The sequence below is a fragment of the Actinoplanes sp. NPDC004185 genome (assembly GCF_053603475.1).
Genome location: NZ_JBSGFR010000008.1, coordinates 182603 through 195089 on the forward strand (window position 1 = coordinate 182603; position 12487 = coordinate 195089).

The 12487-nt window shown below is 70.6% G+C and carries 14 protein-coding genes; 3 read left to right on the forward strand and 11 right to left on the reverse strand.

Going from position 1 to position 12487, the window contains the following annotated elements; genetic code table 11:
* Nucleotides 1–21: 21 nt before the first annotated feature.
* The 3 genes from ACWEOZ_RS11010 to ACWEOZ_RS11020 all read right to left on the reverse strand — a co-directional run bounded on the left by ACWEOZ_RS11010 (nucleotide 22) and on the right by ACWEOZ_RS11020 (nucleotide 2719).
* Nucleotides 22–591 (reverse strand): DUF305 domain-containing protein, encoded by a 570-nt coding sequence (locus ACWEOZ_RS11010; protein ID WP_451910555.1) that lies wholly within the window; start codon nucleotides 589–591, stop codon nucleotides 22–24.
* Nucleotides 592–653: 62 nt separating this feature from the next.
* A complete protein-coding gene (locus tag ACWEOZ_RS11015) occupies nucleotides 654–1982 on the reverse strand; it encodes a copper amine oxidase (protein ID WP_451910556.1) in 1329 nt (442 codons plus the stop codon).
* Nucleotides 1983–1999: 17 nt separating this feature from the next.
* The gene (locus ACWEOZ_RS11020; RefSeq protein ID WP_451910557.1) at nucleotides 2000–2719 is read right to left on the reverse strand and encodes a hypothetical protein; all 720 of its coding nucleotides are present in this window, start codon (nucleotides 2717–2719) and stop codon (nucleotides 2000–2002) included.
* Between the two features lie 371 nt (nucleotides 2720–3090).
* On the opposite strand from ACWEOZ_RS11020, the gene ACWEOZ_RS11025 reads away from it, so the two are divergent.
* The 3 genes from ACWEOZ_RS11025 to ACWEOZ_RS11035 are packed head-to-tail and all read left to right on the forward strand — an operon-like array spanning nucleotide 3091 to nucleotide 6529.
* Nucleotides 3091–4719 (forward strand): phosphatidylglycerol lysyltransferase domain-containing protein, encoded by a 1629-nt coding sequence (locus tag ACWEOZ_RS11025; protein WP_451910558.1) that lies wholly within the window; start codon nucleotides 3091–3093, stop codon nucleotides 4717–4719.
* Nucleotides 4720–4730: 11 nt separating this feature from the next.
* On the forward strand, nucleotides 4731–5459 hold the full coding sequence (locus tag ACWEOZ_RS11030; protein ID WP_451910559.1) for a hypothetical protein: 729 nt from the start codon (nucleotides 4731–4733) through the stop codon (nucleotides 5457–5459).
* Nucleotides 5456–6529, forward strand: a complete 1074-nt coding sequence (locus ACWEOZ_RS11035; RefSeq protein ID WP_451910560.1) for an alpha/beta hydrolase — start codon at nucleotides 5456–5458, stop codon at nucleotides 6527–6529. Before ACWEOZ_RS11030 ends, ACWEOZ_RS11035 begins: the two co-directional genes overlap by 4 nt.
* 32 nt (nucleotides 6530–6561) lie before the next feature.
* Here ACWEOZ_RS11035 and ACWEOZ_RS11040 read toward each other — a convergent pair whose 3' ends face one another.
* The 8 genes from ACWEOZ_RS11040 to ACWEOZ_RS11075 form a co-directional block, all read right to left on the reverse strand.
* Entirely contained in the window at nucleotides 6562–7059 is a 498-nt protein-coding gene (locus ACWEOZ_RS11040) for an NUDIX domain-containing protein (RefSeq protein WP_451910561.1), read from the reverse strand.
* 24 nt (nucleotides 7060–7083) lie between these two features.
* Complete coding sequence (locus tag ACWEOZ_RS11045; protein WP_451910562.1) at nucleotides 7084–8160, reverse strand: sulfite oxidase; 1077 nt, start codon at nucleotides 8158–8160, stop codon at nucleotides 7084–7086.
* A 20-nt stretch (nucleotides 8161–8180) separates the two neighbouring features.
* A complete protein-coding gene (locus tag ACWEOZ_RS11050; protein ID WP_451910563.1) occupies nucleotides 8181–9044 on the reverse strand; it encodes an enoyl-CoA hydratase/isomerase family protein in 864 nt (287 codons plus the stop codon).
* Nucleotides 9041–10381: a Dyp-type peroxidase gene (locus ACWEOZ_RS11055; protein ID WP_451910564.1), complete on the reverse strand. Its 1341-nt coding sequence runs from the start codon at nucleotides 10379–10381 to the stop codon at nucleotides 9041–9043. Before ACWEOZ_RS11055 ends, ACWEOZ_RS11050 begins: the two co-directional genes overlap by 4 nt.
* A 6-nt stretch (nucleotides 10382–10387) precedes the next feature.
* Nucleotides 10388–11518: a DUF4331 family protein gene (locus tag ACWEOZ_RS11060; RefSeq protein WP_451910565.1), complete on the reverse strand. Its 1131-nt coding sequence runs from the start codon at nucleotides 11516–11518 to the stop codon at nucleotides 10388–10390.
* 24 nt (nucleotides 11519–11542) lie between these two features.
* Entirely contained in the window at nucleotides 11543–11770 is a 228-nt protein-coding gene (locus tag ACWEOZ_RS11065) for a hypothetical protein (protein WP_451910566.1), read from the reverse strand.
* On the reverse strand, nucleotides 11731–12078 hold the full coding sequence (locus tag ACWEOZ_RS11070) for a hypothetical protein (RefSeq protein ID WP_451910567.1): 348 nt from the start codon (nucleotides 12076–12078) through the stop codon (nucleotides 11731–11733). Before ACWEOZ_RS11070 ends, ACWEOZ_RS11065 begins: the two co-directional genes overlap by 40 nt.
* Before the next feature lie 126 nt (nucleotides 12079–12204).
* Nucleotides 12205–12411 carry a hypothetical protein gene (locus ACWEOZ_RS11075; protein WP_451910568.1) on the reverse strand — a complete coding sequence of 69 codons (207 nt, stop codon included), beginning with the start codon at nucleotides 12409–12411 and terminating at the stop codon, nucleotides 12205–12207.
* Between the last annotated feature and the right edge of the window lie 76 nt (nucleotides 12412–12487).

Sequence of the window (12487 nt, forward strand, 5' to 3'; positions counted from 1 at the left end):
GACGATGGCCGGTCGGTGCCGTCAACCGCCTGCCAGCAGCGCCCGCATGGCGTCGATCTCCGCGGACTGTTCGTTGATGACGTGCTTGGCCAGGCCGTGGACGTAGACGTTGCCGGCGGGGCCGTCGAGCAGGGACCGGGACATGGTGATCGCGCCTTCGTGGTGCTCGATCATCAGGCGCAGGAACAGGGCCGGGGCCTCCTGGGTGCCGGCCCGGTCGAGCCCGGCCAGCTGCGCCTCGGTCAGCATGCCGTGCCCCGGGCCCGGGCTCGGCGGCGGTGATCCCCACGCGGTCAGCCAGGCGTTCGTCTCGTCGATCTCACGTTGCTGATCGTGGGCCACGAAGTCGGCTATCCGGCGGATCCGCTCCGGGACCTGCGCCTTGGCGATGAGCGTGTGGCTCATCCGTACCGCTTGCTCGTGATGGTCCACCATCATCTGCGCGTAGTGCACGTCGGCGCCGGAAGGCGCCACGACGGATGCCGAGACCGGCTGCCGGGGGACCGGCTTGTCCGCGCGGCCGGTCAGAACGGACACGGTCAGGCCGGTGAGGGCCAGGACCAGCACGACGGCGAGGCGGCGAAGAGCCACGAGAACTTCCTCCGGTACGAGGGTGAGCCGGCCCGGTCATCGCGACCCGGGCCGGCTTCAGGTCAGTCCGTCGGAGCGGACGGTTCCGTGGAGGGTTCCTCCGGGGCCGGATTGCCGTTGACGTTCTCGCGGCCGTCCGGGGCGATCGGGTTGATCGCGGTGAAGTCGCGGGGGAGCAGGTCGAAACCCTGCCAGTGCATCGGCATCGGACTCTGGTCCTCGTCGCGGGGGACGTGGTGGAAGCCCACCCGGACCCACATCACCGGGTCGGCCAGCTTCTGCTTGTCGGCGGCGAAGTCGATGATCGTCTTCTTGTCCAGCGGGCACTCCGGGTCCGCGGCATTGCTGCTGGCCCACTTCTCGCACAGGTCGGCCTGGGTGAAGGTCACGTCGGGCTGCGTCTCGGGGTGGCCCTCGTACGGGTCGTCGGCGCCCAGGCCCAGCTCGTACGAGCGCTGGTGGCCGTCGGCGTTGAGGCTCTTCTTGCTGGCCAGGCGCCACCACCGGCGGTCCGTCTTGGTGAAGCTGCCCTCCTTGGCGATCGTCTTCTTCGTGGTGGTCAGTTTGGCGGCCATGGTGCCCTGCCCGTCGAGCTTCGTGTCGTACTGCTCGACGGTCTCACCGCCCTGGCCGCCGATGTTGAAGTCGACCCGCCAGAACGCGCTGTGGTAGTGCATGGACGCGTAGTCGCGGGCCTGCTTGCCGATCGGCCAGCCGCGATCAGCCTCGGAGTACTCGCCCGGGGCCAGATCGCCGGTCGCACCGAGGCGGGCCGAGATCTGCCCGGTGTCACCGAGGCGGTACTCGGAGACGTACTCGTACCATCCGACCTTGCTGATGGTCCGCAGGACCAGGTCGTGGCCCTGCTGGGAGTAGACGGTCTCCTTCTCCTCCCCGGTCTCCTCGTTGTAGTCGTAGTCGTGCAGGCGGTTCGCCAGGCCGGCCGGCTCGGCGCTGACACAGAGCAGCTCGCGCTGCTGCGGGACCTCACCGCCGTCCGATCCGGTACGCGCGGAGCCGCCCTTGCAGTCGTCCCCGGTCAGCGTCTCCATGTCGTAGCCGCCGAAGCCGTACGAGGTGAGGTCGTTGTACTCGGTCTCACCGGTGTCGTACGGGACGTTGAGCTGGGCGAGCCGGATCGAGTTGAGCACCTGCACCGGCTCGGGCTGACGCTTGGTGGAGAGGAAGACGTTGGTCAGGACCAGTCCCGCCCGGTCGTTGATGCGCCAGCAGAGCTGCCAGGTGGTGCCGTTGGGCAGCGTCTCCTTGACCATGGCCGCCGCGCCGCAGGGTGACGGCTCGGGCGCCGCGAGCGCCGGGGCCGGTGCGGCCAGACCCAGGGCGGCTACGGCCAGCATCACGGCGGCGCCGGCAGGCTTTCGGTACGTCATGCGGCCGGGATCCCCGTTCACGTGAGGCGGGCGACCGTGCGCCCGGACAGGTCGATGATCAGGTCGTTCACGCTGATGAAGTGACCGTCGGCGGTCTGCACGATGAGCTGCACGCACCGCTTGGCCCCGCACTGAGGCGCGCCCTTGTCGGCCGGCCTGGCGGTGTAGATGTGAGCTGTGACGGTGAGCCCCTCCTTGCCGGCGAGGTCCTTGCCCGTGGCGTCGTGGTAGGCCTTCTTGAAATCGGCGCCCAGCGGGTCGGCGACCAGCAGGTCGAAGGCCACGGAAGCCTCCCGCGGCGAGGCCGGCGGCTGCATCCCCTTGGCGGAGTAGGACTTGACGAGCTTGCCTGTCGCCACGTCGACGACCTGCTTGATCAGCTTGTCGGTGCGGTAGTCGTAGTAGTACAACTCGGCCTGCCGGCCGGTGCCCTCGTCGAGGTCGGCCATCAGGTACTCCGGCCCGGCCGCTCCGGCCGCGTCACGGGCATCCGAGGCGAGCTGCGGGGTGACGGCGGCGGCGCGGGCCTTGCTGACCTCGGCGCTGGTCAGCGCATCGTCTCCGGTCCCGGCGGCCGGCTCGGGCCCGGCCTTCGGGTCGGACACCCGGGGCAGCGTCAGCGGCGGACTTGACGGGGACGGTGTGCCCGGCGACGCGTACGCCTGCCACGAGGCCACCCCGAAGGCGGTCACCGCGGTGACGGTCGCGATGCCGAGACCCCACCCCCACTGTCTCAATGAACGCACTATCGATTTCCTCCCTGTCCGGCGGTCGGACGTGGACCTTGCCGACAAGGCGGTGAAATCGGCGTAAATTGATATCCTTCTAGCATCGGTGCCCGCGAAGACCGGCCGATTCCGCCGCCCGTATCGAGGTGACGGGCTTATCCGGCGGTCGGCCGAAGGTCGCAGAGGACGTCGTCGAACCGGACTCGAGGCGGATGCCCGGGTCGCAGCGATGCGACACGCTGATCCGCATGGTCCTTGAGCGCGTCGGCCCGCCGGCGGACACCGTGCTGGCACGGCCGTCCGGCGGGCATCCGATTGATACTCCGTCAGATGAGCCGGGGCGGTCATGGTCGCGTCGGCCGCCGTCTTCACGGGCAGCGGTGGCCCGGTTCGTCCAGTTCGTCGGCGCCGCGGACGCTGTGCTCTCGGTGTTGCCCGCCCGGCACCACCTGCCGTTGCTGGCCGACCTGGTGCCCACCGCGGGCATCCTCACCGCCCGTGCGGCCGCCGGAGTCGTCGGTGTCCTGCTGGTGTATCTCGGCGCCGGTCTGCGACGCGGGAAACGGCGGGCCTGGCAGCTCGCCGTGGGACTGTCCGTCATCAGTGCGTTCCTGCACCTGCTGAAGGGGTTCGCCGGAGCGGCCGCGATCGGAATCGCACTCTGTGCCGTGCTGATCTGGAAGCGGGACCACTTCACCGCGCTCGGCGACCTCCGCAACCGGTGGCGTGCGGTGCGTGCGGGCGCACTGTTTCTCGGCGCCGGGTTTCTGCTCGGCTTCGCCGAGATCGCGGTACGGGCGAACCGGCTCGAGGGGCACCCGGGTGTGGTGGCCTGGGCCGAACACGCGGCGCTCGGTCTGATCGGCGTCACCGGACCTGTGCACTTCCATCACCCGATGGGTGCGGCGGCCGTCAGTATCACCACCGGTGCCTTCGGCATGGTGGCCTTCGCCGCCGCGGCCGTTCTGCTGCTCCGCCCAGGCACTCGCCGGCAGCGGCCGGAGCCCGAGGACGAGGCCCGGCTGAGGAACCTCCTCGACCGGTACGGCAGCGGTGACTCGCTGAGCTACTTCGCGCTGCGGACGGACAAGCTGCTCATCTGGGCGCCCTCCGGCAAGGCCGCCGTGGCCTACCGGGTGGTGAACGGCGTCAGCCTCGCCGCCGGCGATCCGCTCGGTCCGCCGTCGGCCTGGCCCGAGGCGATCGCCGCCTGGCTGGACGACTGCACCCGGCAGGGCTGGACCCCGGCCGTGCTGGCCTGCGGCACCCCCGGCGGTACGGCGTACCGGCGGGCCGGACTGGACGTCATCGAGCTGGGTGACGAGGCGATCGTGGACGTGCCCGGCTTCTCCCTGCAGGGCCGTTCCATGCGCGGCGTCCGTCAAGCCGTCGGCCGGATGCGGCGCGCCGGCTACACCTGCGAAGTGATCCGCCGCCGCGACCTCAGCCCCGAGGTGCTCGCCGAGGCCGTGCACTGTGCGAACGCCTTGCGCGACGGCAAGGTGGAACGCGGCTTCTCGATGGCGTTGTCCCGGCTCGGTCAAGCCGCCGACGCCGACTGCCTCTACGTGCTGTGCCGTGATGCTGAGGGCCGGCTCCGTGGCCTGCTCCATTTCGTGCCCTGGGGTCGCGACGGTCTGTCCCTGGATCTCATGCGCGGCGACCGAAGCGCGGGTAACGGGCTCACCGAGCTCATGATCGTCTCCGCTGTCGAGGCGGCGGCGACGCTGGGGATCAGCCGGGTCTCGCTCAACTTCGCCGTCCTGCGCTCGGTGTTCGCCCGGGCCGAGCAACTCGGTGCCGGGCCGGTTGTCCGGCTGTGGTCGCGAGTGCTGAGCCGGGTCTCGCGTTTCTGGCAGATCGAGTCGCTGTACCGCGCCAACGCCAAGTACCAGCCGAGCTGGCAGCCTCGCTTCCTGTGCTTCCCGTCGGCGCGGGACCTGCCCCGGATCGCGTTCGCCGTGCTGGGCGCCGAGTCGTTCCTGCCGCAGCGGGCGCATTCGCAGTGACACTGACCGGCATGCCCGTGGTCCTGATCGCCGCCGCGAGCGTGGTGCTGGCGGCGGTCGCGACGGTGCGGTTGTGGTCGCGCGCCGGACGGTGGCGGCTTGCGGCACGCCTGGGCACGCTGGTGACGCTCGAGCTGACCAGCGTGGTCGCCATCGCGCTCGTGGCCAACCGGGTCGAGGGTTTCTACCCCTCGTGGCGCGCGCTCGGTGGGGACACCGGCGCCACAGCGGTGCCGGCCGCACGACCCGCGGGTCGTCTCGACAGCGCGGTGCATCAAGCGCGGTCCGAAGTGACCTGGACGTCGTCTGCCGCAACCTCGTGGCGCCCCGCGGTACCACCAGTCCTGATCCTGCCGCCCGGATATCACCGGGTCACCGATCGCGCCTTCCCGGTCGTTCTCCTGCTGGTCGCCGGTGACCAGCCGGCCGTCGTGCGCTCGCTGGCCGGGCGAACGCCGGACGCGGTCACCGTGATCGTGTCACCGACCCACGCCACGACCAGCGCGGCGATGGCCACAGTCGCTGATCAGCTGGATGTCGACGCCCGGGTCACCGGACGCGGCTGGGCCGTCGTGGCGGATCCGGCATACCTGCGGGTGGCCCAGCAGCTGCACGACCGAGCGCCCGACCGCTTCGCCACGGTGGTGGCCGTGCATCGGACGCGGCGCCAGGCGGCGGTGGACACGGCTGTCAGCGGGCTCGCGGCACCGCTGGCCCCGCCGATGCGGCTTCCATCGTGACCATCGATGGACACCTGACCATCGCCGCCGGCGTGATCGCGGTGCTGGCCGCCACCACCTTGCTGGCCGGCACCTGGGATCGCCGTCGCGTCCCCGGTCGCGCCCTCGCGGTCTCCTTGGTGGTGCTCACCCTGACTGCCACAGCGGCGCTGCAACTCAACCGGTTGACTGAGACGTATCCGACCTGGGCCTCGCTGACGGGCCAACCGGCCGAAGGCGTCCCGCTGCCGTTGACCGCCTCCGAACCCGTTCGCGCGGGCGACGCGACCGAACCGGGCCACCCGGCGCCGGGCCGCAGCAGCCTGCTCAATGTCACGGTGCCCGGTGCTGCCAGCGGACTGCGGCTGTCCATGTACATCTATCTGCCGGCGGCCTACTCGACCCCGGAGGGACTGCACCGGCAGTTCCCCGTCATCGAGGCATTGCACGGCTATCCGGGATCGCCCAGCAGCTGGGTCCGGCGTCTCGACGTCGTGCACCACCTCGACACCGAGATGGCCGCCGGGCGGATGGCGCCCACTGTCGTCCTGCTGCCTTATCAGACACCGGATCGGCTGCTCGACACCGAGTGCACGGACCTGGCCGGTGGGCCCCGTACCGAAACGTTCCTGACCCGGGATGTCCCCGGCTATGCCCGTACGCATCTGCGGGTCCGCACGGACCGCGCCGGTTGGGGCCTGATCGGCTACTCGGCCGGCGGCTTCTGCGCCCTGAACCTGGGCCTCCGGCACCCCGACGGCTACGCCGCCGCGGCCAGCCTCTCGGGCTACCCCGATCCGGGTATCACCATCGGTGACGGCACCGAGAAAACCACGAACAACGTGGCCTGGCGGCTCACGCACCTCCCGCCGCCGGCGATATCCCTGTACGTGGCGTGGGCAGCCGACGACACCGACGCGGCGGCGGGCTCGCGCGAGGTCGTACGGCTGGCCCGTGCCCCACTGATCACCACGACGGCGGTGCTGCCCACCGGCGGCCACAGCCACGCCGTCTGGCGGCAGATGGAATCGCCCGCCTTCGACTGGCTGTCCGCCCACCTGGCCCGCGCCCGGCCTGTCGCCGACCCATGATCCAGCCGCCGCCACGCCGCGGCAAAGCATCGTCAAGAGCTGATTCCCTCCACCGGGCGACCGTCCTCGAGATAGCGCACCCGTTTGGTTTTCCAGGCGGCGCGCACCCGACGTCGGACCGGTCCGCTGAGCAAGGGCAGCGCCGTGTCGATCGGCAGGATCCGGCTCTCGGCGATCTCGATCGGCTGGATGACCACGGTGTCCAGCACGGCATCGTCGAGGACGCCGCAGTCGAAGAGGAAACGCATGCCACCCGGACGGTCGGGCCGTGGGCGCAGGAAGTCCACGCACACGAGCCGCCCCGTGGTGACGTCGAGGCCGCACTCCTCCTTGGTCTCGCGGCGACACGCATCCCAGGGTGATTCGCCGAGCTCGACGATCCCACCCGGAATCGTCCAACCGCCCTTGTAGGTCGGCTTCAGGATGAGCAACCGGCCCTTGCGGCCACGAACCAGGGCTCCGGCGGAAGCCGGGATGGTCGGGGGAACGAACGTCAGCTCGGGTAGCTCACCAGCGGTGACGTCGCTCATGCCCTGCTCGACGGCTGCACTGGTTCACCGGACGTCGACATAGAAGACCTCGATCGCGTTGTTGCCGTAGCCGAGGCGGTTCCACGGTGGCACGTCAGGTTGCACGTTGCCGGCGGCGTCGGTTGCGCGGGCTCGGAGGCTGTGCCGCCCGGGAGTGGCCTGCCAGTCGAAGGACCAGTCCTGCCATTGGCTGGGATTCCGGGCCGGCTCGACGGTGGCCGGCGCCCAGCCGCTGTCGCCGGTGAAGCTCAGCCCGACCTCGGTGATCGCGCCCGCGCCGGACCAGGCCTTGCCGCGGATCGTGTACGTGCCGGCGGGGATGGTGGTTCCCGGCGCCGGGTCGGTGATCCGGGCCCGCACCCGCATGTGCGTGACCGGCTCGAACGGCCGGTCCGCCCACTGGTAGATGTAGTGGCCGGTCTGGAACTCGCCCACGAACGGCTCGGTGAGCACGTCGAGCCGGGCCAGCCACTTCACCGACGCGACCGCGTACCAGTGCGGCACCACCAGACGGAACGGCGCGCCGTGGTCGGGCCGCAGCGGTTCGCCGTTCATCTCGTAGGCGATGAGGATCTCGGCGGCCGGGTCCGTCGCGTGCGTCAGCGGCAGGGAGCGGACGAAGGTCAGGTCGTCGACGTCGTCAAGGACCGAGCTGAGGTGGTACTTGCCGTGGTCGGCCCCGGCGCAGCGCAGCTCGACGCCGTCCGCGCCGGGGCGTGCCCGGGCCAGGACGTCGGCGAGGCGGGCGCCCTTCCAGCGGGCCGTCGACACCGCGTAGCCGCCCCACGGTTCACCGGTCGGCAATGGCCTGGTGTCGAGGCGGCCGTTGCCGGCGCACTCCAGAGTGACGGCGTGCTCCACGGCCGGCAGCGCCCGCAGGTCGTCGAGGGTGAGCGCGAGTTCCGTGCCGACCGCGCCGCCCACATGCAGGGTTCCGTCGTGCTCCGGCAGTGCGAAGTTGCTGCGTACGTAATGCTCATCGGTCGAGGTGATGTGATCGCGGAGGGCGGCGTGCGGCGCCTCGGCGTTGAACGGCTCTTCTTTGATCATGACCAGGGCGGCCCGGTTCGCGGCGATCGCGTCGGCGGTGGTGAGGGACATGGCAAGCGCTCCTCGATGGATCAGTAGTCGGGATCTTGGAAGTGCGGGTCCCGGTCGTCGTTGAAGGCGCCGATTCCCTCGACCCGGTCCGGGTGCACCGCGGAGCGCCAGTGGGCCTCCATCATGATCGAGATCGCCTGCTCGATGGGCTGGCCCGCACCCATCTGGACCGCCCGCTTGACCGCCTGCACGGCCGTCGGCGAGTTGCCGGCGATCTTCGCGGCGACACGATGGGCCGCCGGCATCAGCTCGTCCACGGCATGGAGCTCGTTGACCATGCCCAACCGGTATGCCTCCTGGGCGGTGATCGGGTCACCGGTCATCAGCATCTGCAGAGCCTTGCCGGGCGGAAGGACCCGGGGCAGCAGAGCCGGTGAGCCGCCGCCGGCCGCGAGCCCGATCATCGCTTCGGGCTGACCGAAGGTGGCGTTGTCCGAGGCGATGATGAAGTCGGTGCTCTGCGCGATCTCGGAACCACCGCCGTAGGCGATCCCGTTGACCGCGGCGAAGATCGGTTTACGGAGCTGACGCAGGGTGTAGAGCGTGCGGTCGAAGTCCTGCCGCTGGCGCAACCACTGCTGCTTGGTCATGCTCTTGCGCTGGCGCAGGTCGCTGCCGACCGAGAAGGCGCGGGTACCGGCGCCGGTGAGGATCGCGACGCGGACCGCCGGCTCCACCGCGATGGTCTGGAGGACCTCGGTGAGCCGGGCGCCCAGCTCAGTGGTGATCGCATTGTCGGCCTGCGGCCGGTTCAGGGTGATGACCGCGACGGCGCCGCCGGACGTGTAGTCCAGCAGCACCGAGTCGGCGGGGTCCGCGTCGTCGGGTGCGGGTGGCGCGAAGTCCAGGAGTTTCCAGCGGTCCGTGCCGGTGGTGTGAGTCATCGGCTCTCCTCGGTGAGGTCGGCCAGCCAGCGCAGGCCGCGGAGGCCGGGAGCGAAGCAGTACTCGCCGCCGCGGGTGACCACGAACGGCGGAACGTCGTTCAGGCGGCGCCGGATCGGCCGCTGCGGAACGGTGAAGGTTCCCGTCCTGTGCCGGGGGCCCGCGAGCGGGTCGCTCTCCGGCGGGGCGCCGATGAAGATGCCGTCGTTGAGCCACTGCGTCTTGACGAACTCGAACTGCCGCCCCAGATGCGCCCCGGCGAAGACGAAGATGATGCCCCGGTCCTGTCCGTCGTCGTCGAGCACGCCGTCGGGCAGCGGCGGGCCGTAGCTCGTGCCGCGGCGGATCATGCGATGCAGCCGGACGTCGACGGAGTTCTCGGCGTCGAGAGCGTCGCGCGGATTGGCCCGCCGAGCGTGTGCCCCGGCCGGGCATTTGAAGCCGCGCGGATCGTCGCGGTAGACGAAGTCGTTGTTGCGTTCCGGGTCCTCACCGAGCTCGGGATCGTCGTGGTCCGGAGCGAGCGCGAGCGGCGCCCCGGACTGCCAGCGGCCGACGATCTTCGCTCCGAGCAGCGCCTCCTCCTTCCGGTTGGCCGAGCGGTCCCGCAGATATCGGCGGTAGGCGGCGACGCGGGTGTGCAGCTTGCGGAACACCACATAGGTGCCGTTGCGGCCGAGCACGTCCGGTGCGGGCATCGGCGCCAGCGCCCCGGTCTCGTCCGGGTAGCCGAGGATGATCTCGCCGGCTTTGATCGGCGGCTCGCTCCGGTTGGTCGGCGGTCGTCCGGCGCCCTCCACGGCCGGCTGCCCGATCCCGTCCTTGAAGCCGAACGAGGTACGGCCGGTCGCCAGCTGGTAGCAGTCCTGCCGCCAGATCACGTCGATCGCCGGGAACTCTTCCTGAGCGCGCCGCGCCCGTTCCACCAACTCGTCGAGACTCGCCTGGTCCGGGCTGAGCGTGGCCAGCGCGATGTGCACGTCGGGGCGGCCGAGTGGTTCCTCCCAGTCGTCGGGGCCGCTCGCCCCGACGTCGCCGAGCTGGGCCGCGCGGGCCGCCATGCCCTGCCGGAACTCGGGGGCGAAGCTGTCGAGCGACTCCCGCGGCACGCCGAGCGCCTTCAACCCGTGATAGGTGAAGGCGACCGTCATCCACGGCGACGGCGTGCGGTCCAGGACGGACCGGGCCGGCAACAACAGCGGGATCAGCCGGCGGATCAGGTCACGGCCCTGCTGCGGGTCGTTCACCCGGAGCAGGACGTACGTGCCGACGTACGGCGAGGGCCGCTCGTGCAGAGCGCCGGCCTGGATGTCGTCGAGGTCGAGAGCGTCACTCATGGCCGCCTACACGTGTTCGGGTGGCTGGGGAGGCGTGGGATTCGGGGGCGAGAGGTACGGGAAGACGCCGGTGGCCGGCCGCGAGGACCGGTCGACGCCGTCCCGGATCACCGGCCCGTTGCCGCCGTTGATGAACAGGGTGAAGAAGGTGTCCATCGCGTCGTCGTTGAGCGCCCGCCCGCCGCAGGTCGTGTGCTCCCGCCCGGCCAGGACAGCCTGCTCGATCTCCAGGAACGACCCGTGCGCCTGATACGGCTTGCCGATGTCGACCGCCAGGTGGTCGGCGAGCACCAGCCTGGTCAGCGGGTGGTCGCCGTTGTCGTCGGCGGGCCAGTCGACGGCGCCGTCCAGCCCGTCCCAGAAGGCCAGGTTGGCGTTCAGCCGGGCCCGGTACGCGCCGAGATAGCCGTCGGCCAGGTGGAACCCGTCCTCCATGTTGTAGATGTCGCGGATCTCCAGGTCCCGGTTGACCCGATCGAACTGCTGGGGTCCCAGCAGCAGATTCTTGACCTCGGGCCGGCCGGTGCGCTCGATCCGGATGTGGTGCCGGCCCCGGGTCAGCGTCTCCGCGACCACCCCGACCAGTCCCGTCCGCCGGCCGAGCAGCTGCGCGCAGTCGAGTTCGACGACGATGCCCAGCACGTTCTTACCGTCGAGGAAGATCGCCGACGGGTCGGTGAAGGCCAGCGTTCCGGTCGCGACCGTCCTCAGCGCGGCAGGGGCGTCGAGGATGAACGGGTCCCAGCGCGGGCCGGCGAACACCCGTACCCCGGCGCCCTTGCCTCCCTCGGGATCACCCACCGGAAAGACCACCTCGTCACCGGCCGGTGTGCGGCAGAAGCCCGACTGGGGTCCCGCCTCGGCGGACTGGTCGGAGAAGACGCAGTCGACGACCGACTCCCCGGCGCCCACCTCGAACGGCGCCGATCCGGGCGGCCCGCCGGCCGGCGTGAGCGGCCGGAGCCGGAACCGGTAGATCAGCCCGTCCGAGAAGCGGCCGTCGGGCGGCGCGAACGGCAGGGTGTTCATGACCAGGACCAGGCGTTCCGGTGTCTCCGGGCTGGGAAACGCGTAGACGTCGGTGATGTCGGCGATGGGCTCGGCCAGCGCGCGCGGGCCCGAGATGTGATCAGACATGCCTGCCTCCTCGACCGTCCGCGCTCAGTCGGCCGCCACGGCGAGCAACGGGGCCAGGGCCGGCGACTGCAGCGGCCCGGCCGCCGCCGGATCATCCAGGACCCGCTGGAACGCCTTGTTCACGCGCTCGGCCTTGCGGATCTCCTTCACCGTTCCGCCGTAGTTGCGCGCGTAGCCGCCCGCGGTGACCTGCGCCGACGAGATGAATTTCTTCACCGCCTCCAGGTCGGGCAGGCCTTCGAAGCCCTCCACGTGCGCGAAGATGGAGCGAACAGCTGCAGCGGCTTGGACGCGAAATCCAGCATGTAGGCCTCCCAGGGGCCGTCGAAGCTGGTGGCGAAGAGCAGCCGGGTGTCGTTGTCGAACGGCACGAACCGGGCCTCGTGGATGGTCGCGATCGGCAGGTCGTAGTCGCCGGGCCGGTAGCCCGGGCTCGCCTGCAGCGTCCGCAGGCTCTCCCGCAGCGCCTCGCCGTGCCCGGGCTTCACGTGGAAGAACAGGCTGAACTCACTCGTCGGGCCAACCTGGATGCCCGGCTGGTATGCGGCTTCGGCGGCCATCGGCAATCACCCTCTTGGGGGAACGAATCTCTCGAGCCAGGAACGCACGACGGACGACAGCGGGTACGCGGCGGGAACGGGCATCCCTGGCCCGCTCAGTCTTCGGCAAGCCGAGGGCGGCAAACGTCACCCTTGGCGAGTGATTGACGCGCCTGCCGGTAGCAGCCCGACGCTGAATCCGACGTCGTTGAGCGCTTGCAGCACCTCAGCGGTGACGTGGTGGGCGCCGTCCTCGTTGCCGACGACGGCGACGGCGGCGACCTTGCCGTACGTCAGCAGGCGCCCTTGATCGTCGGTCTCCGACAGCTCGGCGTCCAGGCGCTCGAGCACCATTTTGCACACGCTGGCGGGCTGCCCCATCCAGATGGGGGTGGCGAGGCCGTCAACACCTGTCGGCCCAGCAGCTCTG